The organism is Pseudothermotoga lettingae TMO (genome assembly GCF_000017865.1).
In the GTDB taxonomy this organism is placed as follows: Bacteria; Thermotogota; Thermotogae; order Thermotogales; family DSM-5069; genus Pseudothermotoga_B; species Pseudothermotoga_B elfii.
Genome location: NC_009828.1, coordinates 1954436 through 1979252 on the forward strand (window position 1 = coordinate 1954436; position 24817 = coordinate 1979252).

At 39.5% G+C, this 24817-nt stretch carries 24 protein-coding genes and 1 tRNA gene; 9 read left to right on the forward strand and 16 right to left on the reverse strand.

What is annotated here, in order from left to right:
- Window positions 1-10 precede the first annotated feature (10 nt).
- The 5 genes from TLET_RS09670 to TLET_RS09690 all read right to left on the reverse strand — a co-directional run bounded on the left by TLET_RS09670 (window position 11) and on the right by TLET_RS09690 (window position 6070).
- A complete protein-coding gene (locus TLET_RS09670; RefSeq protein WP_012003913.1) occupies window positions 11-1168 on the reverse strand; it encodes a type II secretion system protein GspD in 1158 nt (385 codons plus the stop codon).
- Complete coding sequence (locus tag TLET_RS09675; RefSeq protein ID WP_012003914.1) at window positions 1165-2802, reverse strand: hypothetical protein; 1638 nt, start codon at window positions 2800-2802, stop codon at window positions 1165-1167. Before TLET_RS09675 ends, TLET_RS09670 begins: the two co-directional genes overlap by 4 nt.
- A gap of 78 nt (window positions 2803-2880) precedes the next feature.
- A complete protein-coding gene (locus TLET_RS09680) occupies window positions 2881-3558 on the reverse strand; it encodes a hypothetical protein (RefSeq protein ID WP_012003915.1) in 678 nt (225 codons plus the stop codon).
- A 36-nt stretch (window positions 3559-3594) separates the two neighbouring features.
- Entirely contained in the window at window positions 3595-4662 is a 1068-nt protein-coding gene (locus TLET_RS09685) for a hypothetical protein (protein ID WP_028843664.1), read from the reverse strand.
- A 139-nt stretch (window positions 4663-4801) separates the two neighbouring features.
- A complete protein-coding gene (locus TLET_RS09690) occupies window positions 4802-6070 on the reverse strand; it encodes a TrpB-like pyridoxal phosphate-dependent enzyme (protein WP_012003917.1) in 1269 nt (422 codons plus the stop codon).
- A gap of 285 nt (window positions 6071-6355) precedes the next feature.
- Here TLET_RS09690 and TLET_RS09695 point away from each other — a divergent pair, with 285 nt between their 5' ends.
- Entirely contained in the window at window positions 6356-6571 is a 216-nt protein-coding gene (locus TLET_RS09695) for a hypothetical protein (protein ID WP_041428476.1), read from the forward strand.
- 2 nt (window positions 6572-6573) lie between these two features.
- Here TLET_RS09695 and TLET_RS09700 read toward each other — a convergent pair whose 3' ends face one another.
- From TLET_RS09700 to TLET_RS09715, 3 genes are all read right to left on the reverse strand, one after another.
- A complete protein-coding gene (locus TLET_RS09700; protein ID WP_012003918.1) occupies window positions 6574-7581 on the reverse strand; it encodes a glycosyltransferase family 2 protein in 1008 nt (335 codons plus the stop codon).
- Between the two features lies 1 nt (window position 7582).
- Window positions 7583-8674 carry a glycosyltransferase gene (locus TLET_RS09705; RefSeq protein ID WP_012003919.1) on the reverse strand — a complete coding sequence of 364 codons (1092 nt, stop codon included), beginning with the start codon at window positions 8672-8674 and terminating at the stop codon, window positions 7583-7585.
- A gap of 271 nt (window positions 8675-8945) precedes the next feature.
- Window positions 8946-10127: a glycosyltransferase gene (locus TLET_RS09715; protein ID WP_012003920.1), complete on the reverse strand. Its 1182-nt coding sequence runs from the start codon at window positions 10125-10127 to the stop codon at window positions 8946-8948.
- 48 nt (window positions 10128-10175) lie between these two features.
- Here TLET_RS09715 and TLET_RS09720 point away from each other — a divergent pair.
- Window positions 10176-10265: transfer RNA gene (locus tag TLET_RS09720), tRNA-Ser, on the forward strand.
- A gap of 31 nt (window positions 10266-10296) precedes the next feature.
- Window positions 10297-11226, forward strand: coding sequence for a class II fructose-1,6-bisphosphate aldolase (fba, locus tag TLET_RS09725; protein ID WP_012003921.1), 930 nt, complete (start codon window positions 10297-10299; stop codon window positions 11224-11226).
- On the opposite strand, the gene rsfS is transcribed toward fba, so the two are convergent.
- Genes rsfS through TLET_RS09750 form a run of 5 tightly spaced genes read right to left on the reverse strand, consistent with a single transcriptional unit; the run spans window position 11223 to window position 15054 of the window.
- Window positions 11223-11549, reverse strand: coding sequence for a ribosome silencing factor (gene rsfS / locus TLET_RS09730; RefSeq protein ID WP_028843658.1), 327 nt, complete (start codon window positions 11547-11549; stop codon window positions 11223-11225). The two genes, fba and rsfS, sit on opposite strands and share 4 nt — an antisense overlap.
- 4 nt (window positions 11550-11553) lie before the next feature.
- Window positions 11554-13371: a glutamine--fructose-6-phosphate transaminase (isomerizing) gene (gene glmS / locus TLET_RS09735; protein WP_012003923.1), complete on the reverse strand. Its 1818-nt coding sequence runs from the start codon at window positions 13369-13371 to the stop codon at window positions 11554-11556.
- Window positions 13343-14329, reverse strand: a complete 987-nt coding sequence (gene plsX / locus TLET_RS09740; protein WP_012003924.1) for a phosphate acyltransferase PlsX — start codon at window positions 14327-14329, stop codon at window positions 13343-13345. Before plsX ends, glmS begins: the two co-directional genes overlap by 29 nt.
- A 4-nt stretch (window positions 14330-14333) precedes the next feature.
- A complete protein-coding gene (rpmF, locus tag TLET_RS09745; RefSeq protein WP_012003925.1) occupies window positions 14334-14516 on the reverse strand; it encodes a 50S ribosomal protein L32 in 183 nt (60 codons plus the stop codon).
- A 4-nt stretch (window positions 14517-14520) separates the two neighbouring features.
- Window positions 14521-15054, reverse strand: a complete 534-nt coding sequence (locus TLET_RS09750; protein WP_228369061.1) for a DUF177 domain-containing protein — start codon at window positions 15052-15054, stop codon at window positions 14521-14523.
- Between the two features lie 50 nt (window positions 15055-15104).
- On the opposite strand from TLET_RS09750, the gene TLET_RS10730 reads away from it, so the two are divergent.
- Genes TLET_RS10730 through TLET_RS09775 form a run of 5 tightly spaced genes read left to right on the forward strand, consistent with a single transcriptional unit; the run spans window position 15105 to window position 20607 of the window.
- Window positions 15105-15998: a lytic transglycosylase domain-containing protein gene (locus TLET_RS10730; protein WP_012003927.1), complete on the forward strand. Its 894-nt coding sequence runs from the start codon at window positions 15105-15107 to the stop codon at window positions 15996-15998.
- A 24-nt stretch (window positions 15999-16022) separates the two neighbouring features.
- Window positions 16023-17633, forward strand: coding sequence for a flagellar basal-body MS-ring/collar protein FliF (gene fliF, locus TLET_RS09760; protein WP_012003928.1), 1611 nt, complete (start codon window positions 16023-16025; stop codon window positions 17631-17633).
- 1 nt (window position 17634) lies between these two features.
- On the forward strand, window positions 17635-18645 hold the full coding sequence (fliG, locus tag TLET_RS09765) for a flagellar motor switch protein FliG (protein WP_012003929.1): 1011 nt from the start codon (window positions 17635-17637) through the stop codon (window positions 18643-18645).
- Window positions 18642-19304, forward strand: a complete 663-nt coding sequence (locus TLET_RS09770) for a FliH/SctL family protein (RefSeq protein ID WP_012003930.1) — start codon at window positions 18642-18644, stop codon at window positions 19302-19304. Before fliG ends, TLET_RS09770 begins: the two co-directional genes overlap by 4 nt.
- Window positions 19297-20607: a FliI/YscN family ATPase gene (locus TLET_RS09775; protein WP_012003931.1), complete on the forward strand. Its 1311-nt coding sequence runs from the start codon at window positions 19297-19299 to the stop codon at window positions 20605-20607. Before TLET_RS09770 ends, TLET_RS09775 begins: the two co-directional genes overlap by 8 nt.
- A 4-nt stretch (window positions 20608-20611) precedes the next feature.
- On the opposite strand, the gene TLET_RS09780 is transcribed toward TLET_RS09775, so the two are convergent.
- Window positions 20612-21175, reverse strand: a complete 564-nt coding sequence (locus tag TLET_RS09780) for a class I SAM-dependent methyltransferase (protein WP_012003932.1) — start codon at window positions 21173-21175, stop codon at window positions 20612-20614.
- Window positions 21176-21295: 120 nt separating this feature from the next.
- Here TLET_RS09780 and TLET_RS09785 point away from each other — a divergent pair, with 120 nt between their 5' ends.
- Complete coding sequence (locus TLET_RS09785) at window positions 21296-22711, forward strand: MATE family efflux transporter (RefSeq protein WP_012003933.1); 1416 nt, start codon at window positions 21296-21298, stop codon at window positions 22709-22711.
- A gap of 2 nt (window positions 22712-22713) precedes the next feature.
- Here TLET_RS09785 and TLET_RS09790 read toward each other — a convergent pair whose 3' ends face one another.
- Together TLET_RS09790 and rbsK are read right to left on the reverse strand one after the other, a co-directional pair.
- The gene (locus TLET_RS09790; RefSeq protein ID WP_041428481.1) at window positions 22714-23916 is read right to left on the reverse strand and encodes a tetratricopeptide repeat protein; all 1203 of its coding nucleotides are present in this window, start codon (window positions 23914-23916) and stop codon (window positions 22714-22716) included.
- The gene (rbsK, locus tag TLET_RS09795) at window positions 23870-24796 is read right to left on the reverse strand and encodes a ribokinase (protein WP_012003935.1); all 927 of its coding nucleotides are present in this window, start codon (window positions 24794-24796) and stop codon (window positions 23870-23872) included. Before rbsK ends, TLET_RS09790 begins: the two co-directional genes overlap by 47 nt.
- Between the last annotated feature and the right edge of the window lie 21 nt (window positions 24797-24817).

The following is a 24817-nucleotide window of genomic DNA, read 5'->3' on the forward strand; positions in this document are numbered from 1 at the left end:
AAACACATCCTCAAAGAATCTCCGCACTCAGAAAAATAATCACTTCTCTTTGACTTTGAGAATCCGATTTAACTCCAAATAAATACCTCAGTAAGGGTATATTCCCAAGTAATGGGATGCCAGTGTAACCGTCAGAAGAGTTTTCAACAGTCAAGCCACTTATGACAACTGTCTGGCCGCTCTGTATACGTAGAGTAGTAGATAGCTCGCTTCTCTTAGTTGATAACGAGCTCGTTGTTTGAGCAGTTGTAAAATGACTTATGTTTGGTGCAACATTTATCTCAAGCTCATTTTTACCAACAACCCGTGCTGTGATATCAATTCCTACACCAACATCAACTGTTTCGGTTGTTGTAGTCCCTTCCTCGGGTTGCAGAATAATGATCTCTCTCTGGCCCACAAAAAGCCTTGCCGGCTTGTTTTCCTGAACTATAATCCAGGGATCAGCTTTTATCTTCGCTTTCTGATCCTGTTCCAAAGCTCTGAGTCTTGCAACAATGGTACCAAAAACGTCTGTCTGAACAGACAATACACCTGAAATCAGCCCAAGAACAGCTGTCCAGTCTTCGTTATACTGTTGATTGGCTCCAAACGTGTAACCGATCTGATCCAGACCTATTTCTCCCAAATTATCCTTAGAGACCTCTGAGACAACTACACTTATCTTTACCTGCCTTGGTGGTATGTCGATATTTTTTAAATCCTCTTCAAACTTCGCTATTATTTGTTCCGGTGCAGTTATTGTTATCAAATTGTTCTCGGTGTCTATTTTTATAAAAGGTTCATAGAAAGAGGGAAGCAAATTTCGAATTGAATCGACTTTCAAATAAGATGGTTTTATTACTTTCGTTTGAACAAGATAACGGAAAGCAGGGTTTTTTGGATCAGGTGCACCGACAAAATAGAACCCGTCAACTTTTATAAAAGTATATCCACCCGGCATAAGAATCATTTTCAAAGCTTTTTCGAGTGGTACTTCATTCAGCTCTATAGTGACAAAACCACTGACGGTAGTATCTGCAATAATTGGCACACCACTTTGAGCAGAGATATCTGCAAGAGCATCAAGTATATAGGTATCCTGAAAAATATTTGTCACAAGAGGCTCTTCCTCAGCAAGTGATGTTAAAGCTATTAAAAAAACTATCAATATGGAGAACCTTTTCATTTCTCCTCGCCCCCCTCTAATCTGATCCTCTTTCTCAATATAATTGGCTGGCTATCTCCAAAATCTATTCTTGCAACAACTTCATATTCGCCCGGTTGCATTTGAATTGGGAGCATCACCCCATAAATTCTCTCGGCACCTGGAAGAATAGGCACTTCTCCAGAATAAGAAGCACTGACGAGCCTTTCTGTACTTTCTGGAAGTATTATGCCACTTTCTTCTTCCTGCTGCGGGATAACCTTTTCAAGACCAACTATTATTGAAGGAATGATGTGATAATTTCCGTCATTTTTGATTAGCACATCGACATTCAAACCATCCGTGGTTGGCTGAATTAAGTGAAAATCCGCTGAAAGTTTTTTAACTATGGTTTCATCTGAGCCTACATAAACCAGAAGATTAGCTCCAAATTCAGTTTTTACATTCTCATTTGAAGAAGAAAACACCAGATCGAAGTAATATCCACCAAGAGCATCTTCTGGAGGTTTGGCAATAATTCTCAATTTTCGGGTTTGATTTGGTTTCAGTTCAAATGAATCTGGTGATACTTCTACCCAATCAACTGTTTCCTGTCTATCTTCAATCGGAACAAGTTCACCATTAATATCGTATTCAAGCGGGTAAATCGAAGCATTTATCCGCGCAACCTCGTCTCCTCGGTTCGTAACACTGATTAATGTGCTTCTAAAAGTTCTTGGCATTGCCCTTAATTCTATATTTCCAGGTTCAATATAAAACATCGGGACATCGCTTACCTTCGTTTGCTCAACTTGAGCCGCGTCTCCTTTAACAGAAAACTGAGTTTCGACAATAGCAGGTCTATGGCCTCCATAATTAACAACAGCTTTTGCTATGTAATCTCCTGGAGGAAACTTTCTGGTAGTGATACTCCTAACTTTCACAGTAGTTTCTGGCAATATAACTCCTCTGCCAGAACCAAGAGGCATCTTTACCAACGTTCTACCTTCTGATGTCTTAATAGTTAACTCTCCTGTTGTCTGCACATGAAGATTGCTCTTGTTTAAAACTGAAACACTGAACACCGTGGCATCCTTTCCAATCATATTTGCTATTTCAACCAAACTGGGAATTTCGTTTATTTTCTGAACTTCAAAATCAACAGCATACGCTTCTATTCTTCTTCGCCCTGTTTCCACAGTTAACTCTAAAAAACTCGCAAGTTGAAATTGAAACTGAACTGCAAAACCCACAGCCTCTTCCATAATTTGTGGCGTCTGTTCAGGAGGAACAATCTTAAACACAACAGCCGCATACCTTCCACCTGCGACCCCACGTGGAACACTCACATTCACAGTAACCTGTCTGCCAGAACCTGGTGAAATGGTGAAAATTTCTGGATCAACCCTAATCCACTTTGCGGCAGAATATTTTGTTGAGCCAGCCGGAGCAATGTTGTACATTCCGTTGATATCCTCAACTACATCTTCCACCTTCGCTTCTATAGTTACCGAATTGAACGGATCAGAATTTTCCAGATAAACCTCGTAGCTGAATTGACTTCCCTGAGCGACTGATTTTGTTACAACCAGTGGATCAAGCCTGATATTGAAAGTTCCCTGAGAAAAGATGTTTGTGCAGGCAAGTATCAAAAAAACATATAAAAATTTTTTCAAGCAAATTCACCCCAATCCTTCTTGCTTAAAAACAGTAGGGGGAAAATTCCCCCTACTGCCTTTCCTGCTCAATGATTTTCAGAAATTATAATTTCCAGTCTCTCCATCAATCCATGGCATCTGCCTCTGTAACGTTATTGTTATAACACCGCTGTCTCTATAAACTCCAGCAGAATTGCATTCCACAACCTGGATCATGTTCCAGAGTTTTCTGCTTATTCCTTCGTGAAGCTCCGCACTGTCTGGTATAAACACAGTTGTTTCATTCATTTCTGCAGCAGCTGCCATCTCCTCAATGCCGCTTGGAAGGTTACCTATACCGTAAGCGTACCATGCATTGATGTATTCATTGACCGCAGTATCAAACGGATCTGCACCTGGAACAAACGTTGGACTCGCAAAATCACTGAAGCTGATAACTATTTCACCATTGCTCTGGATAAGGAAGCTGATACAATCTGTTATGTACGTTCCAGGTTTTCTAACATACCATGTCCATTTTGTTCCATCAATCTGCCAATTAACCCACTGGGCAACCTGAACTTCTGTTTCGAAATTAATTGTCCAGTTGAATTTGTCGCACGAACCGTTGGCAGCTCCACTCTTGAAAGCTTTCGCTGTTGTTGATGTGCTGTTCATATCCAGTGCAACCCACTCATTCTCCAATAATTGCCAGACTGTCAATTCCTCTGTTGCAAATACTGCAAGTGCCGTTACTGCAAGAATCGCAATGATAAAAATAAGACCTTTCCTCATAAAAATTCCCTCCTTTTCACCCTCCTGGGTGAGATTTTAGAATTGCTCAATATAAGCTTTTGTGTTTTGAACAGTAAATGTTATTGTGCCAGTGTTTCTGTAAATTCCCGCCGACTGAGTTTTCAAATCCACAAGTTGATAAAAATTCAGATTTGAAACTCCAGCTTTAACTGTCACTATCCAGTTGTTGAGGTTTTCTGCTGGTATCCAGTTGAATTCACCGGCAAGATCATCACTAATAGCATAAAAAACACTTATATCTTTAACCCCTATCCCCCCCTGTGGCTTGACATTGTCGAAATTTTTAAAACTTATTGTCACTGAATCTGTACTGTTTATGGTCACCTCAAATGCGTTTGTCATATACTTTCCCGGTTTTTTGATATACCAGGCAATTTTCGAACTGGACACTCTCACACTCATTCTGCTTGGTGGATTTCCTCCTGCCCAGGCTGTTTCAAACTGGCTATTTCTATTCACACTCAGGTGAAGGAGAATATAAATTTTTTTGAAATCCTGGCACTTGTTGCGTATATTAACAACGTACTCAAATTCGCTCACATATGGATCATGATTCACCTTATATGGATATTGCCCTGGAGATTGATTACCAGATGGCTCCGTCTCAGTTATGTTTAAATGCGATTCACTGGCTAACCATCCATCAAGTAGCTCAAATTTAACATGAAGTTCCCCACTTTCAATCCAGACAGTTGTTGTGCCTATGTTCATGTTTTGCGCTGCTATTAACCCAAAGAATTTCTTCTCTGAAAATCTTCCTACTTCATACTCTATGTAATAAAACCACTGCCTGTTACCCTTTGATGTCGATGATTCTGCAAGAAATGGATCAATTGTTATTGGATCAATGACTATTGATCCATCTAAGGGAACAGATACAGATGTGCTGGAAAAATTCAACTGTCCAGCTTCTGGCAGTATTATCTGTGATTCAACGGGATCAACTTTTTTCCAAAGACCAGTGATTGGGTCGTATTTAAAAACTCTTGGTGAATAAGAAAGTGCAACTGTGGTTATGAGAGTTATCAAAATAGCAATTATTAAGTTTCTAAGAAATGGGTTACTGTCCATCTGATCTATCACCCTCATAACCTCCTGGTAATCAATCTATACTGGGTGATAAAAAAATGATGAAAAAATATCTGATAAAACGTTGAAAATTCACTCAAAATGTGCTGAAAATAATTGAAGGCGAGCAAAGCTCGCCGGGAAAAGGAGGGAATTATATATAAGCAGTCAGGTCAAATAACCCATGTCCACTGAGATTAAAAACAACAACTCTCGGAATATTGTGCTCTTTTGCTTTTTTTGCTTCTCTTATAGCACCAGCTATCGCATACGAACTTTCCGGAGCAGGGACTATTCCTTCAAGTTTAGCAAAAAGCTTCGCCGCCGAAAAAATTTCATCCTGGTCGAACGCAACAGCTTCAATAAGACCTTCTTTCACAAGTCTTGAAATAATTGGGGCTGCACCGTGATAACGCAAACCACCTGCATGAATCTTTGGAGGTATGAAATCTTTTCCAAGTGTGTACATTTTCAAAAGTGGTGTCATGCCTGCTGTATCACCATAATCGTAATCATATCTACCCCTGGTAAGAGAGGGACATGCCGTTGGTTCGCACGCGACAAATTTGATTTCTTTTCCTGAAAGTTTGTCTGGAATAAACGGCAAAACAGTTCCACCAAAATTTGAACCGCCTCCATGGCATCCAAGTATCACGTCTGGCTTCTCACCAAGCACCTCAAGTTGCTTTTTCAACTCAAGACCTATCACCGTCTGGTGAAGCAAAACATGATTTAAAACACTGCCAAGTGAATATTTGGTTCTGGAATCCGATAGAGTTATCTCAATAGCTTCACTTATTGCAATCCCAAGGCTTCCAGGGTTCTCGCTGTTGCTTGCAAGAATTGATTTACCAAAACTGGTTTTCTCGCTTGGACTTGGAACAACATCACCATCAAAAAGTCTCATCAAATACTTTCTCATGGGTTTTTGTTCATAACTGATCTTTACCATGAAAACATTCACTTTCAGTCCAAACTTTGCACCTGAGTAACAAAGCGCGCTCCCCCATTGCCCTGCACCTGTCTCAGTAACAAGCCTTTCTGTGCCTGAGATTTTGTTGTAATAAGCCTGGGCAAGGGCTGTGTTTGTTTTATGACTTCCAGTTGGACTTGCACCTTCATACTTGTAGTAAATTCTTGCTGGCGTCTGTAAAAACTCCTCGAGGTAGGTTGCCCTAAACAAAGGCGTTGGTCTAAAAACAGCATATTCTTCAAGAACTGGTTCTGGTATTGGAATTTCACGTTTGTCAGTGACTTCTTGCTCAATCAACGGCATTGGAAAAATAGCAGAAAGCATATCCGGTGATATGGGCTGTTTTGTTTTTGGATCCAATGGGGGATCGAGTTTAAAAGGCAAATCAGACAGCACATTGTACCAGTACCTTGGAATCTCATCAACTTTCAAATCCACCCTGATTCTCATAAAATCCACCTCCAGATAGCCTTAAAATAAAAAAAGGGCTCTCTTTGTTAAGAGAGCCCCAATTCGGTGTAATAAAACAATAGCGATACTACCCCACCGAATCGGGGCAGTACCACCACCACATGATATTTGATCTTACATCTCTACTCAGAATAAAGCACTTCATAACAGCACCTCTTTTTTGGAAAGTTTACACCCAAAAAAGCAAAAAGTCAAATTTTGATACTACGCACTGAGTAAATGGTAAAATCAAAAAGTCTATGCTAATAATAAGGAGGGGTTACAATGCTATATTTTTTTGCGGTCTTAGGGGTCATTTTCCTGATCTATCTTTTCTTCAAGCTATTTCCGCTTTTTGCTGGATTTGCGGGTATATTATTGGCAGCAGTTATAGTAGCACTGCTCTTTTTTGGGCTTCTTGTAATTGCCCTGCCTCTACTTCTTATAATCCTTGTCATACTGGGAATAATCTGGATCGTAAGACTTCTGAAAAAAGCCTGAGTTCATCGACGTTTTAATTTTTCTGAGAGCAATTTGATGGCACCACACACAGATCCTGCACCGTAAGATAAATGCAGCACCCAGAATGAAAAAAGTGTGTGGAAGAACGCTTCTGCAAACTTCAATCTAAAAGCTGCTTTAACAGATAGATAGCAGCCGATTGCAATATAAAGACCTACTATAGACAAATAAAAAGTAAAGAAAATACTGAATATACTTAACATTGCGCCAAAGACCAAAAAAATCAGAAAAGCCATAGGTACTGTATGTCTTAAAGAAAAAGGTCTTTTCGAATAAAGATTCGACATCATAACCCAATAACCATTCGCAAAATTGTTATTCCACAGATCTCTGTAATTGTCGCGCGCATAATAGTCTATTACGATATCTGGAAAAAGTTTTATTTTATAGCCGTTTCTTATCATTCTAAGATTAAACTCTATATCCATATTTCTGTGCAGATTTTCATTGAAACCTTCTAATTTATCAAAAACCTCTTTTCTGTAACACCCGAATGGAACTGTATCGACATATTCAGGTTTTTCAATCTTAAGCCTGTACTTCGCACCTCCAGTGCCAAATGGGTGGCTCAGCACATAAGCTATCGCTTTAGCCTTGACAGTATCACTTCTTGGCTTTACATTTATCATCCCGCCAACACAGTGAGCGTCACTGTTCAACAAATTCTGCACATTCTTTAAAATATAATCTTTTGGGTAGGTGCTATGAGCATCTGCTATTAATATAACATCTCCGGCTGCATGTTTTATGCCTATATTGAGTCCTGGAGATTTCCTTTTCTTAAGATTCTCTATTAGTTTCACGCACTTGTTTTTTTCCATCATTTTTTCTACCACCGAACGAGTGCCATCTTCACTCACGCCGTCTACTACCAATATCTCAATTTTCTCTTCAGGATAAGAGGTATTCATCAGTGATCTTATGCATTCTTCTATGAATTTTTCTTCATTTCGAGCTGGAATTATCACACTTACCTTGGGAAACTTCATATCAGCCCCCCATAATCTTTGATACATATTCGAGATATTGTTTATCCTTTTCTTCGCTCCAAACAAAATTCTTTTTGCACACTCGAAGATTACTCAAAATCCTGTCATAATCATCATACGCTTTCAGAATTTTTTCAACCGATGATTCAACATCCCTGGGTTCTATAACAACACCCACTCCAAACCTCTCTACTATTTTAACCATGGAGACAAAAGATCTTCTAACAATAACAGGTGTTCCAGCAGCTATAGAATCAAATAATTTGTTTGGCATGGAGAATTCATAATTCTTATAATCCCTGCTTTTTTCATTGCCATAGGAAATCAATGAAAATGAAGCTCTGGATAACTGTTCCATCATTTCATCGTAAGGCAAGAACGGTACGTATTCATACGGGATATCCTTAAAGAGATCTGACTTTAAACCTATTACTTTAAATCTGAAGCCACTATCTATCAATTTTCTGAGTATTTCTTTTTCGTAGAACAATTCCCTGCTGTCTTTGCCCACAAGGACAATTTCTTTGCTTTTTGCATTTGACTCAATTTCCATAAGAGCCATGTTGGGTAGAATAAAAAACTCTTTCTGAATACCACATCGGTCAAAGACATACATGGCTATATCTTCAGAAATACAGATAACACCATCTGATAATCTTATAGAAGTTGAAAACTCCTTCCAAATTAAAGACTTAACAGGACTAAAAATTGCATATTTTCCCATGAATTGCTCTGGAATAATTTCATGGATTTCGAAAAATATTTTCTTACCCAACTGCTTCAGTCTTTTTATCATTCCAGATCCTGTAAAAGGCAAATAATGAAAATACACCACATCCGGATTGACCTCCAAAATTCTATTAAACAGCCTTTCATCAAAATTTTTCCACTTTTTGAACCATTTCAGAATATTCCTCGATGGAGGTAGCTTTTCAAACTCAATGAGTTCTATATCTGTATCATTCAATTTTTTCATATCGCAGCTTCCATAATACTGGTAATAAACTTTCCCCAACTTGCTCAAATTCAATGCGCTTTTCAAAGTTCTTTTATCACCGCACGGATGTTCATAACCAACTATGAATATTTTCATCACAACCCAGCGCAGGAGATTTCATCTTTTTTAAGATGGAGAAAAGTGCGCTGTTCCCTCCTTTCTAACATTAGCATCTTTGTTAAGTCTTGATACTTTGCTGATGAATGAATTTTTTCCCCACTCAATGTACGTATATCAAAATACCCAGAACTCAAACCATAAATTATGCCAATTTGATTTTTGTACCTCACTTTATCATACCTTCTATGAATACCTTTCTTGCCAGATAATTCAGATTTATACCTTGCTCTCCATAAACAATATTCTCTTACATCGAAAAACCCTTTTTGTGGACCTTCTTGATATTGTTTGCCGTTTGCCTTATTGTTTCCAAATATAATTTGTAATACAACCTGGCAGTATTTTCTAAGGTGAAGTTCACATAATCTTCCTGATTAAAAGAAATCACCTGTTCGAGATAGTATTCATAATGATCCATTATTTCTTTTATTGCCATTTTTATGGATTCTATGTTTTTTGGATCACATCCAATACCAACTTCTTTTTCGAAAAGGCCATCAACCCCCACTCCCTTCGAATATATTACTGGCCGATACTGCGACAGAGCCTCTATGTAAACCAGACCGAAGGTTTCTCTGACACTGCACATTATAAGAGAGTGAGATTCCTTTATTTTCTGATAAACTTGATCATTATCAAGTTTACCCAGAAATTTCACATGATTTTGTAAACCAAGATCATAAACTATATCTATCAGCTGCTTTTCCATAGGACCATCACCTATTATTTTAAATTCCAGCTCGTTCCCTTCGCAAATTAACTCTTTTACAGCAATAATTGTCCTTTTGAGATTTTTCAGCTTTACAAGCCTGCCGACAAAAATCAACTGGAACTTTCTCGCATCAGGTTTTTTAAATGATGAATTTTCAAACCTTTCTTTCTCTATCCCGCTCGGTATTACTCTCGTCTTGGCATCGTCTTTTATTCTGAGAAGCTTTAGAAATCTCGATCTAAGAGCTTCACTCATAGAAATCACAGAACTCGCCTGATCGTATATTTTTCTTGCCAGGATTCTTAGATGTGGATAAAATAACAATTGCTCACATACATCTGTAGCAGTTATGCTCACAATTAAAGGTTTGCCAAGGGATTTCGATAATCTATAAGCTATGTATCCGTCAGATATGAAAGAATGTGCGTGAATCAAATCGCAATCCGGAGGAGCATATTTGAAAATCTTTTTGGCAGAAAGACACAATTTAAGGTCTATAAGCAAACCATAAGGCAATCCCCAAACAGGAACTACGTGCTCTTGTATGTGATTTCTTTTAAAAATGTATTCTCCTTTTCCTGAAAATAAACGTTTCACAGGTATGATAACTGTTTGTTCTATACCGTACATACTCAGCTCCGATATGATCTTTCTGATCACAGGATTATCTTTGAGTATTTCATTGTTATAAGTATTGGTAATGTGAAGAACTTTCATATAAGCCCACCTTGAAAAAATACTCTTATTCAAGTATAATAAAATTCCGGAGGCGTGTCCGAATTGGCTAAGGAGCCGGTCTTGAAAATCGGTGGGGGTGAAGCCCCCGTGTGGGTTCGAGTCCCACCGCCTCCGCCACCTTTTCTATCCTACCATGGGAGGTCTTAAGATGCCACTTGTAAGCTCTAAGGAAATGTTCAAGAAAGCCTACGGAAAATATGCCATAGGAGCTTTCAACGTAAATAACATGGAGATACTTCAAGGAGTCATTGAAGCTGCAAAAGAGGAAAAAGCGCCTCTGATTTTACAAATTTCAGCAGGTGCAAGAAAATATGCGAAACAAGTTTATTTGATGAAACTTATCGAAGCCGCTGTTGAAGATGCCCCGGACGTTCCTGTGTGTGTTCATCTGGACCATGGAGATTCCTTTGAACTATGTAAAACTGTTATTGATGCTGGCTTCACATCTGTTATGATCGATGGATCACATCTACCATTCGAGGAAAATGTAAAATTAACGAAGCAAGTGGTTGACTACGCACATCCACGCGGCGTGGTTGTGGAGGGCGAATTAGGAAGACTTGTGGGTGTCGAAGAACATGTGGTCGTGAGTGAGAAAGAAGCAAGTTATACAGATCCAGACAAGGCCGTTGAGTTCGTTGAAAGAACTGGAGTGGACTCACTTGCGATTGCAATAGGTACAAGCCACGGAGCATATAAATTCAAGGGTGAACCCAAACTTGATTTTGAAAGACTACACGAAATAGCAAAAAGACTACCTAATTTCCCGTTAGTACTTCATGGAGCTTCAAGCGTTCTACAGGAGTTCGTGCAAAAAGCAAATCAGTATGGTGGAAAACTCTCAGGTGCTCAGGGTGTGCCAGAAGATATGATTCGTAAAGCAACAACAATGGGGGTGTGCAAAGTCAACATCGATACAGACTTGCGACTCGCAGTAACAGCCACAATACGTGAAATATTTGCACTTCATCCGGAGGAATTCGATCCACGAAAATACCTTGGTCCTGCAAGAGAAGCCGTTAAAAAACTGGTAAAGCATAAAATGAGAAATGTACTTGGTTGCAGTGGCCAGGCTTAATCAAGCCTGGCTGCATCACTCCAAAGACCCTCCAGATCGTAGAAATCACGGCCACGTGCGGTAAAAATGTGTACCACTATATTACCAGCATCTATCAATAGCCAGTCATACCCTCCACCCTTGTCAAAGTAAATCAACGGATATTTATTGTTTACAAAAAACTCCACCACTGCATCTCTCAAAGTACCCATGTGCGTTTGAGAGTTGGCAGTTACTATGACAAAATATTCTGTCGGCAAGGGGGTATTTGACATATCAAGCACTACTGGCTCTATAGCTTCTTTTTCGTTCATTAGCTGAAGCAACTTTTTCAAAATCTCCACATAATCACTCCACAGTCACGCTTTTTGCAAGATTTCTCGGTTTATCAGGATCCAGTCCAAGTTCGTCTGCCACAAAGTAAGCAAAAAGTTGAATTGCTGGTGTCATCAGAACTGGATAAAGCTGCTCATCACTTGTATTGACATAGATAAGATCATCCGCAAGTTCCTTTAATTCATAGTTCTCGTCGTTTGTCACCGCTAATATTTTCGCATTTCTTGATTTGCACTCTATTACATTACTTTTCATTTTCTGAAACAGAGAATCATACGGAATGATCGAAAACACAGGAAAATCTGGCCCGAGCATAGCTATTGGTCCATGTTTGAGCTCACCAGCAGGATATGCCGTAGCGTGAATATAACTTATTTCCTTCAATTTTAAAGCTCCTTCAAGGGCTGTTGGATATCCATATCCTCTTCCAATATACATAAAATGTTTGAAATCTTTGTATTTCTTCGCTATAGCGTGTATAGATTCGGCTCCTTTTAAAGAGTTCTCAAAAACCTCTGGCAATCTCAAAAGTTTGTCAACAAAATCCCGTTTTCCTGTGGATTCCTTTGACTGAATTATCTTAATTGCAAGCAAATAAAGCATTACAAGTTGCGCAACATATGATTTAGTAGCGGCGACACTTATCTCTGGACCCGCATTTAAATATAAAACAATGTCAGATTCGCGCGTTAAAGTTGAACCCAGAACATTTGTCACAGATATGATCTTTGCACCATACTTTTTTGCAAGTCGAACAGATTCGAGAGTGTCCGCCGTTTCACCTGATTGCGATATTGCAACCATAATAGAACCTGGTTTTATATGCGGCTTTTTGTACCTGAATTCTGAAGACACATCTACATCAACGGTAACATCGCTCATGTTTTCCAGAAAATATTTAAAAACAAGTGCCGCATGAGAGCTTGTACCACAAGCAACAACTTTCAACGTCTGCAATTCTTTTAAAGATACTTCAAATGGCTCAAGTTCCTGAAGAACAACTCTGCCATCTTTTATTCGACCGGTCAATACCGAAACAATACATGAAGGTTCTTCAAAAATCTCTTTTAGCATGAAATGTTTATAACCAGATTTCTGCGCATCTTCATAAGACCATGTTATCTCAACAGGCTTGCAATTATGTTCAATACCATCAGTGCCGAAAATTCTCAATTCATTTTTTCTGAGCAGGGCTATCTCTCCATCTTCAAGAAAGATAACATCTTTCATGAATTTCAACAGAGGCGTAACATCAGATGCAAGACCAACAACCGAATCGCCTTTTCCCACGACCAGAGGGCTTCCCTTACGGGCACCAATTATAACATCTGGGTGATCTGAGTGAATTACTGCTATTGCATAACTTCCTTCAAGCTTCAGAACAGTTTTTCTGACTGCTTCAAGTAGATCACCATTGTAATATTCTTCTATTAGATGAGGAATAATCTCAGTATCCGTTTCGGAAACAAAGTTGTGTCCTAACTCCTGGAGACGAACTTTTAATGACCGAAAATTCTCAATTATTCCATTGTGAACCACTGATATTTTACCTGTGCAATCAATATGAGGATGTGCGTTGATGTCGTTCGGTTCCCCGTGCGTTGCCCATCTGGTATGAGCAATACCATTCTCTGTGTGTTCTTTTAAAACTGATTGGAGATGGTCCTTCAATACTTTGACTTTTCCCTTCGCCTTTGCTAATTGAATTACACCATCTTTTAAAAACGCGATCCCAGCAGAATCATATCCGCGGTATTCAAGTTTTTCAAGAGCTTCTATGAGGTCAATTACTTTTATATTTTCACCGATCAGCCCCACTATCCCGCACACGCTTTATCTCTCCTTCTATGGATTCAACAATTTTCATCTCTGCGCCAACACGGGCAACTTCGAGAGCGTTTTGAATTGCTAATCTATCAGAGGAGCCATGTGCCTTGACAACAAGTCCATTTACACCCAGAATAAAAGCACCACCATAACTACGCGGATCAAGCGCTTTTTTAAGGCTTGAGAAAACCTTTTTCATCAATAGAGCGCCTATTTTTTGAACGAAACCAGCTTTTTTAACTTCTGATTTCAGTGTGTCCAGTATCATTTTTGCTGTTCCTTCCATGGTTTTCATCGCGACATTTCCCGAAAACCCTTCCGTAACAACCACATCCGCTTTTCCTGTATTCAAATCATGACCTTCTACATTCCCAATGAAAAAATCTGGAAAATACCTTTTTAAAAGCTCGTAAGTCTCTCTTGTGGTTTCGTCGCCTTTCGTTTCCTCTTCTCCGACATTCAAAAGACCTATAGAGGGTTTTTCTCTTCCAAGCACCTTCGCGTATGATAGTCCCATCACAGCAAAGTCCACCAGATGTTCAGGTCTTGAACGAACATTTGCTCCAGCATCAATCAACACAGTAAAACCATTTAAAGATGGTACAGGAACAGCCAAAGCAGGTCTTTCTACTCCGTGAATTCTTCCAAGAATAAACGTCGCTCCTGCCAGAAGAGCTCCTGTATTTCCAGCACTGATAAACACATCTACTGCGCCCTCTTTGAGTAACTTTAACCCGATATACATTGAGGAGGTTTTTCTTCTGAGGATTTCCGTAGGTTTCACATCCATAGGCAAGAAATCACTAACCTCAACCTTTTCAAAACCGGTTGCGTTTGCTAAGGCTTCTTTTGTTCCAACAAGAAACAGCTTGCAGTCTTTTCTGGAAAACAACCTGGCACCCTCAAGAATTTCCCCGGGTGCCCTGTCGCCTCCCATCAAATCAATTGCAACACGAATCATTGCCTCACTCTGCTATTTCCAAAATTTGCTTTCCGTTATAATAACCGCAGTGAAGGCAAACTCTATGTGGCAACTTAGGTTGGCCACAATTTGGACATTTGCTGATGGGAACACTAACTGTTCTGTAAATTTTTGCTCTTTTTGTGTGCGTTCTTGATCTTGAGCGCTTTTGTTTTGGTACAGCCATTTCGTTAACCCTCCTTATGTATACTTTTCTTTAATATCAATAACCTGCCCAATCTTGGATCTATAGACTGTTCCTCGCATGAATGATCAGTATTTTCATTCAAATCAGCTCCACAACGCGGACATAGCCCCTTGCAATTTTTATTGCACAGGACTCTCATAGGCACATCCATTACTATTGCTTCCAGTATGCGGTCAGTTAAATCTATTCTACCAGAAGAATAGTATATCACGTTTCTCAAAGATTGTAATTCTTCTTCTCGCTCCTCTGGTGCTTCATCGATTGGTTTATAAAGCGCCTCTATCGTTCCATTTATAGCAAGATGAACAGGTTTTAAGCATCTGTCACACGGATGTTCTATGGTCGTTTTCACATATCCACCAACCGCTATTCCTTCCTTAGCAACCACCGCAACAATCTTTACCTTTACTGGTTCAAGCACTTTGCACCTGTAACTGTGCAAATCAACATAATCTGCTTCATAAAATCCTTCAATAAAAATCCTTCGCTCCTGGCTCAAAATTTCAGTGTCAATCACCCAGTTCAAGAGATCACCTCAATCCTGTATAATGTAAAAAGGGCGATTTGATGAGAAAAATCCTGTTGATTATAAATATAGCAATCAACTGCCTGCTTTTTGCAGACCCTTTGTTTTTGCTGACAGATCCAAAAACACACTTTTCCATAGAATTGTACACCAATAAGCTGCAATTGTCCATTTTTCAACCATTTTTTTACAGTTCTGTACCTATCGATCTTCTGATAGATCAAGGAGATGATTCAAGCATCCTGAAAGGACTGATATCAGTTGAATCAGCTTTTTTTATACATGCTGTGTCAGAGAAAGGTGCCATGGGTTTAACTCAGATGATGCCATCTACAGCTTATGAGCTGGGAGTTTTGAATGCATTCAATCCGTTTCAGGCGCTGGATGGAGCAAAACTTTATCTTAACAAACTTCAAGAAAGATTTGGAAAAATAGATTACGCGCTTTCAGCGTATTATGAAGGCCCAAGCAAGGTTTCACTCTATGGACCATCTGAAGAAGGCAGAAAATATTCTCAAAAGGTTATAGAGGAATCGAAAAAATTTAAAGATAACCAGGTTTTTATCAGAGATGTTTTTTATCTTCAGCCACACATAAGTGTTGGCAAGGAACTCAATGATCTGTCAGCAGGATTGAACTTTGTCAACTCATTTCTTGGCATCGTTGATTTTCAGGGTGGATTCGATATATCAGCAGGCGAATTTTCGCATTACTTTTTTGCTTATCCAAGAATATCTCACTCGCTCTCCCTCATATTTGGGGAAAAAAACCTCGAACTTGTTGCCGGCATTTCATACACAAAGTTACCAAATTTTGGTGTAGAATTACTATTAAACTCAAATTACTTCGATATCTCAATCAAATTTAAATTATGGCAGGTAATTTTTTCGGCTGGTTGGTCCTCTGAAGGATTACACTTAGGGGTGATAAAATAATTAAATAGATTAGGAGTGATACTGTTGGAATTTTTGAAAAAAATTCAAGAGTATCTAAAAGGATTCTATGAAAAATGGAAAGGTCTACCGAGAGGTAACAAAATACTTTTCTCAGGTATAGCTGTATCAATAATAATCGTAGGCATTCTGACAATAATTTTTGTTGCTGCTCCAAGATACACGCTCCTGGTAAGTGGTCTGACTGATGAGCAATCCGGCTATCTGATACAGCAACTTGAAACAATGGGAGTGGAGTATAAAGTAGAACCTGGAAGAGTGCTTGTTTCAGATAAGTACAATGTTTATGAATTAAGAATGAGGCTTGCCTCCATGGGGGTTCTGGGAGCTACAACGAAAGGTTTTGAAATACTTGATCAACAAAGCTTTGGAGCAACAAGTTTTGATAAGCAGGTTCGTTACCAGGTTGCCCTTCAGGGAGAACTTGAGCGCAGTATCATGACTATAAGTGGTGTCAGATCTGCCCGGGTACACCTGACTCTACCAAAATATACATATTATGTCCGGGGTGAGATGGCTGAACCAAAGGCATCTGTGCTGGTTGTTCTGCAACCAGGCCAAGACCTCTCACAAAATCAAATTAAAGGAATAATGGTGGAACTTGTGGCTGGTGCTGTGGAGGGCATGAAACTTGAAAATGTTAAGGTGATAGATCAAATGTCCCGTGTATTGAGTGATAAAGTTACAGCTTCTCAAGATATGTTGCTTGCTTCTAACCGAGCAGAGTTGAAAATGAGTCTTGAATCATATTATCAGAAAAAGATAAAGCAAACTCTCGAATCAGTCTTTGGCCCGAGCAGAGTCGAGGTAATACCGGATATTAAACTCAACTGGGAAAGAGTCGAAAGGCAGTTGACAAAATATGAGCCTGCAACAAGGCAGGGAGGAATTGTTAGAAGTCAGGAACAGGAATCTGAAAAAAGTGCAAATTTGCCTGCAACAGGTGGAGCAGTTGGTACTGATTCTAACATACCACCTACATATCCTACTACAACTTCTCAGGGCACATCAACATATGAACGGAGTCACACAATAACAAATTACGAACTGAACACTGTTGTTGAAAATGTTGTCCAAAACAAAGAAGGTGAAATAGATACCCTGAGTCTCTCTGTAATAATAGATGCTTCGTCATCTGTGTTCCAAAATTTCGATGAGGCAGAAAGAGAAAGATGGGCAAACATTGTGTCAGACCTTGTTGAAAAAGGTATCGGTGCTAATTCAAGTGACCCAAATTTGGCGGTCTCTGTTGCGTTCCTGCCATTCGATAGAACTTTCGAAGAGGAATATCAAAAAAGTCTATCAGAAATAGAGAGAAAACGCAGGTTTACCATGATGGTCACGGGCGTTAGTCTCTTATTTGCACTTGGATTCATGCTATTTTATCTCATGATAATTCAGTTCAGGAGGATAAGAAGCAGACGATTAATAGAAGAAAGAAAACTGAAGATGGAAGAAGAGCTGAAAAAAGTGTTCGAAGAAGAAGAAGAGGTTCCTCTCACGCCAGAGCAGCAAGCATTGCTTGAATTGAAAGAAAATCTTGAAAAGATATACCGAGAATCCCCAGAAGAAGTAGCAAACATAATAAAGCTCTGGCTTGTAGAAAGAGGGATGTAACATGGCAGAGAAAAAACAAATAACAGGAAGAAGGAAAGCGGCGATACTCCTGGTTATGCTCGGACCTGAGAAAGCTGCTTCTGTACTGAAACACCTCGACGAAAATGACGTTGAGCAGCTTACAGTGGAAATCGCAAATGTTGGTAAAGTAAGTGAAGAAGAGAAAAAAACTGTCTTGTCAGAGTTTCAGGATATTGCCCGCGCCCGAGAAATGATTTCTCAGGGTGGTATAGAATATGCAAAAGAAGTGCTGCAAAAAGCTTTTGGACCAGAGAAAGCTATGAAAATCATAGAGAGACTTATTTCAAACCTTCAGGTGAAACCATTTGACTTTCTCAGACAAACAGATCCAATTCAGCTTGTGAATTTTCTACAAAATGAGCATCCACAAACGGTAGCGCTAATTCTAAGCTATTTGGAACCACAGCTATCCGGCAAGATTCTTTCCTCACTTTCTGAAGACCTTCAAGTTGAAGTTGTTAAAAGAATAGCCCTCTTGGAGCGATCTTCTCCAGAAGTTATCAGAGAGATAGAGAAGAATCTGGAGAGAAAGCTTTCCGGGTTCGTAAGTCAGAGTTTCAGCCAGGTTGGAGGAGTCGATACAGCCGCAGAAATCATGAACAGCCTTGATCGTTCATCCGAGAAAAAAATCATGGAAAAACTCGGATACGATTCACCAGAACTTGCCGAAGAGATACGTAGAAGAATGTTCGTATTTGAAGATTTGACAAAGTTAGATGACAGATCTGTACAGTTGATATTGCGCGAAGTGGAAACAAGGGATCTGGCACTTGCTCTGAAAGGAGCATCAGAAGAAGTAAAAGAGAAAATATTCAGAAATATCTCCAAAAGAGCTGCACAACTGTTGCAAGATGAGCTTGAATACATGGGGCCAGTCAGAATAAAAGACGTTGAGGAGGCTCAGCAGAAGATAATAAATGTTGTACGAAGGCTGGAAGAAGCTGGCGAGATAATTATTGCCAAGGGCGGAGGTGAAGAATTAATAGTGTGATAATAAAAAAGCGCGAACTTTTCGTTGATGTACCATGTGTTATCAGTAAACCGGAACGAGAAAAAATAGACGACATATCAAAAATATCTGAGAAGGCTCAAGAAAGACTTCGCAAAGTGGAGCTGGAAGCTAAGGAGTTGCTTCAAAAGACTCAATTAGAAGCTGAAAAAATCCTGAATGAAGCGCAAATGAAAGCAGCTCAGATAGTTGAAGACGCAAAGAAACAGGCTGAGAATTTGCAAAAAACAGCTGAAAATAAGGTCAGCAGCGTTGAAAAGATCATGCACGATTTTCATGATCAGTTGATGGCGAAAACGCAGGATATTCTTCAAAAACTTTTAGAAGTTGTACGTGTTCTGATAGAGAAAATAGCTTACAAAGAAATAGACAAAATAGATTATCAAAGAAAACTCGAGTATATTCTTTCGAAAATTGCCAGCATGAACAATGTGAAGGTGACCATGAATTTCTCGGATTTTGAAAATTATCCAGAAATTGTGGAAAAATTCAAATCTGCTGGTATAGAGATCAGCAAGTCCGATGCTTTAACAGAAGGGGAAATTATTGTAGAAACAGAGCTTGGCCTCATAAACGGTACCAAGAGTTACGCTATAGAGATAGTGGAGGAATTAATTGAGGAGGTCTTCGGGCATGAATGATATCCTGCAGATTCTGGAACTTTTGAAAAGCAGGATCGAGAGAGAAGATTTCCTCAAGATGAATGGGAGAGTTAACCGAATAATTGGCCTCACTGTCGAATCAACCGGACCAGACGCTTTTCTGGGAGAACTTTGCAAATTGAATCTGGACGGCAAAAAACCTCTCTGCGAGGTCGTTGGTTTCAGAGATGGGAAGGTTCTCTTGATGCCGCTCGAAGATCTATCGGGCGCCAAGCATGGCACGTTTGTCTACAAAACTAACAGGCGCTTAGATGTAGGAGTATCAGAGGATATGAAAGGCAGAATTGTCGATGGATTGGGAAGGCCAATAGATGGAAAGCCGCTTATAGCTAAGCACAGATACCCTCTAATAAATAGTGCGCCTCATCCATTGAAAAGATCGAGGATCACTGCTCCTTTACCAGTTGGAGTTCGAGCTATAGATGGATTTATAACAATAGGAAAAGGTCAGAGAATTGGCATTTTTGCCGGCAGCGGTGTTGGTAAAAGCACGTTACTTGGCATGATTGCCAGAAACACTGTAGCAGATGTTAACGTAATAGCCCTTATTGGCGAAAGAGGCAGAGAGGTAAGAGAATTTATCGAAAAAGACCTCGCTAAGGGAATTGAAAAATCAATAGTTGTCGTTTCAACATCCGATCAACCTGCTCTGATGCGTTCAAAAGCACTCTATACTGCTACAAGTATCGCCGAATACTTCCGGGATCTTGGGTACGATGTTCTGCTAATGGTTGACTCTCTAACCCGCTGGGCAATGGCCCAGCGAGAGATAGGTCTTGCAATAGGGGAACCTCCAACAGCCAGAGGTTATCCACCAAGTGTGTTTGCTGGAATTCCTGGCATTCTGGAAAGAGCGGGAAATTCGGACAAAGGTAGCATCACTGCTATATACACAGTGCTTGTCGAGGCGGATGACTTTAATGAACCAATCTCGGACACTGTCAGAAGCGTTGTAGATGGTCATATTATGCTCTCAAGAAGACTATCTGAATTGAATCACTATCCAGCCATAGATGTACTTGCAAGTGTAAGCAGATTGATGGTGGATATCGTTGGTCATGATCACCTTGAGGCAAGCAGAAATCTTCGCAATTTAATGGCAACTTATTATGAAGCAAAAGATCTCATCGATGTAGGGGCTTATAAACCAGGATCGAATCCACAGATAGACAGAGCAATAAAAATGATAGATCCCATAAACAGCTTTCTCAAACAAAGAATAGATGAAAAACCTGATTATAAAGACACCGTGGCCGAACTTTTAAAGCTTGCTAACAGATAGAAAATTATTTCATGTCGGAAATTTTGGAAAATTCCAGGTGAAAAACCTGGTTGAATGTTTGTTCCTTTACAAGTTTAAACCCACTTTCTCTTGCTATTTTTTTGATCATACCAGAACTTTGCTCGAATTTCCATTTGGTTACATTCACCACTTTAACCATTTCCAGTCCATCATCTATTAGAAGCGGAACAGCAAAAAAACTCTTATGGCTGACTTTCTTAGGTATCGTAACATCCCACACAAGTAACTTACCCCACCTTTTCAAAACCCGATTTACATTTTCAAAAATCGCTTTATACTTTGGAAAATAAAAGAACGTAAAGAAACACACAACTGTATCAAAACTCTCAGGTGCAAATGTCAATTTAGTTGGATTCATAAGAAGTCTTAAAGATCTTTGATCGGCACTTTTCAACAAATCTTCTTCGTGAGTAATAAATACCGCCCTTTCTTTCAGCAATTTTGTGAATACATCTTCACCACCACTGCAAATTATGAGAACTCTTTCATCTTCAGATTCAAATTTGATCTCCACATGCTGATCTTTAAGACTATAATATCCGCTCATTTTTATCCTCCCAATAATTACAAGTATACACAATGAAGATTTAAACAGGCGCAAAAAGTTACCTTAGCAAACTAATTTTTGAAAAGAGAAAATGCTATTTATTGATCTGGAGGAAATAATTTGAAGTACTCTTTGATCAGGCAGTATTTAGATCCACTTGAAACAGGAAAAATCAGAAGAGAACTGTTGTCCTTAGGGTTACCATCTATGGCAGAAAATGCCATGCAAATGTTATTTGGAATGGTTGATACAGCATTTCTCGGTCATCTTTCCTGGCAGGCAATGACCGGAGCCGGGCTGGCAAACCAGCTGTTTTTCGTTTTACAGGTGATTCTCATTGCTGCTTCCACAGGTGTCACTGTACTCATATCTAACAGTACGGGTGCCAGAAGCTGGCTATCAATTGGCAGAACCCTCTGGAACGGCATATATCTTGCTGCGATATGGGGATTTGTACTCATGGGACTTGGATTCTTCAGTACAAATCTTTTCAAAATATTTCCAAATGTTGACCCTGCAGTATTTGAAGCTGGTACACAATATCTCAGAACCATACTATTTGGTATCATGGGCATGTCACTTATGAGTACACTGGCAGCAGCTTTGAGGGGATCCGGTGATACGAAAACCCCAATGATAATTTCGGCTATATCAAATGGACTAAATGTTGTTCTCGATTATGGAATGATTTATGGAAGGCTTGGCTTTCCAAAGCTTGGAACAACTGGTGCAGCACTTGCTACAGTGATATCACGCTTTATTGGAGCAGCTCTGCTTTTTATGGTTGTACTAAAGAGTGGAAGATTGTATGCCGGGGAAAAACAGGGAAAGAAATTTCACTTTGTAACTGTCAAAAATATCCTCTCCGTAGGTTTGCCAACGGCAGGCGAAAATCTTCTGTTTTCTACTGGATTACTGTTATTTGCCAATATATTGTTTATGGCAGGCCCGATGGCTTATGCGGGCCATAGGATTGGTATAAATATCGAATCTATCTCCTTCATGCCAGGAATGGGAATGTCTGTTGCTATTACCGCGCTTGCTGGTAAGTACAACGGGCAGGGTGATCTTAAAAAGCTTGCGGGAGTCGTCAGGCAAGGCTGGATTCTCACAACAATCTTTCAGGTCAGTGTTGGTATTTTCATATTTTTCTTTCCTCAATTGCTGATAGAACTTTTCACAAACGAAGCGGAAATCATCAAAATAGCCGAATTGCCTGTAAAACTCATAGGTATGTTCCAAGTTTTTCTCGCCCTGGATTACGTTATGAATGGCGCGCTTCGTGGAACGGGAAATACAGCTTTACCAATGATTATAACCTCCATATCCATGTGGCTTGTCAGATTGCCTCTCGGCTATCTACTGGTTTCCCGTTTCAACCTTGGATTGCTCGGTGCCTGGACAGGTATGCTGGCTGATATGGGATTCAGAAGTCTTTTGAAAATGGCATTCTATTTATCAGGACGATGGGAAAAAACTGCGAGAAAAACCATGATAAAAGCGAGCACAAAGATATTCGACCCCCCACGGAACTAACTTCAATCATTTTCCTCCTTTTTAAGCATTCTGCTCAGATCCTTTATACACTGGTATTCTTTCAGTGCCTGCTCAACATCGCCAAGCTGTTCATAGAGCATTGCAAGTGAAAAACGGATTTTCAAATTGGAGGGGTCTTTGAGCAAAATCTTTTTGCAAATTTTCATAGCAGCTTTCTTCGCTCCGAGTATTATAAATATCCTCAATCTGAGACGATCAAAGGCCATCAGAATTACAATTATCATCACAAAGCCAGCAATAAGAATTTTCATACCAGAGTGGTTTTCTGAGTGAGATTTCTTCAAGAGCGCTGCTATTTGACTATCCCGCGACGATATTTCGCTGAATTTCTTGCCAGTCTGTTGAGCAGATTGAATTAAGAAAGAAAGCCTTTTTCTCAGATCATTCTTTTCTATCGTGAGATTATCAAAATCGGAAATCATCTGAAAAAGCTGGTCTGCCGTCAGACTCGAACCGTCAGATCTTTCTATTCTCGTAAGCAAACTTATATAAAGATCTATCTGGTTCTGCAAATAAGAAGGTTGTACATTACCTATCTGAGAAGTTATTCCAAAAAGTCTGTGCAAGAATGGATAAAGGTCCTCTTGATACTTATAAATATTGCAAACATCGGCAATTTCCAGAGCTACTTTATCAGCGTTGGTAAGATTTTTCAAAAAGCCCAGCAGATTCCAGTCAAAAAAATAGGGGTCTTTCAGAAAATTCTCTACCAGCCATTTCCCAAAACCATCTGGTGCTGTCAGTTTTATTCCTATTTTCCATAAACTCTTTATTTTATACAGGGTCTCAAAATTACCACTTTCAAACTCCATGGAATATTTTTCAAATTGAGGAAAAATAAGAAATACCTCTTTAATCGCGTCAATTTGAAGATCTACGGAATCAGACAGGCTTTTTATAAACCCGTCGATATCCTCATTTATAACCGCCAGTTTTAAGTCATCAAACTCTGCAAGCCGCCTTTTTGCGGATATTTTTGGCCCTTCATATAAAACCACCGTAGAATCAGGGCTTCTTTTGATCTGCTCTACCAGCTCCTGCCAACTTTGATCGGGGTCCTTTCCAGGCAGATCAATAGCCGCATACAGATTGATAGATAAAATCACCACAGAAAAGAGGATAAATCTGGATATTCGATTATAAAATCTCATCTGTCTTTGTAAAATTATTCCCCCCTCTTGCATTGAGAAATCCAGCTACCTCCTCGTAAAATGGAATAGAACTCTGTGCACCCTTGCGTGTAACGCTTATCGCTGCCGAAGCAGACGCAAAAACCAGAGCTCTGTAGATATCCCCAAATCGGCAAAATCCTACTGCAAAAGCAGCATTAAAAATATCACCAGCAGCAGTTGTGTCAACAGCATTGACTTTAAAAGATTCAACGTAAAATTCACCATATTCACCTTTGAAAATACATCCCTTTTCCCCCATCTTTAAAAGCACATTTTTACAGCCGCTTTTGAGAAGCCTGTCAATTGCTTCTCTCACACTGGATATCTGTGTTAAAGCGATCAGTTCGGATTCGTTTGGAGTAATAATATCAACAAATTTGAAAATTGAACTATCTATACCATGAGCCGGTGCTGGATCAAAAATCACCATCTTGCCATTTGCTTTAAAAAGTTTTGCTGCTTCGAAACTCGTCTGGAAAGGAATCTCATTTTGCAACAAAAGCACACTCGCCTCAAGAAGATCTGGCGCGTTTTCTCTTACAGTCTCTGGCGTCAGAAAACCATTGGCACCAGCGTAAATTATTATTCGATTTTCACCAGTCTTTGTAACCTCTATCATCGCAAAACCATTTGGCGAGCGAACTTTTACCGCAAACTCAGCAATACCATTTTCTGAAAAATTTTGCAAAATAAATTGTCCATTTTCATCATCGCCCACGCATGTCAGAAATCTAACAGTCGCTCCCAATTTTTTGCACGCAATTGCCTGATTTGCCCCTTTACCCCCAGAAAATCTCTCGAAAGAAATACAACTCTGCGTTTCTCCCGGATTTGTGAAATGGTCTACTGTTAAAACAAGGTCAACGTTGTTACTTCCAATAACCGCAATCACATTCTTCCCTCCAGTTGAAAG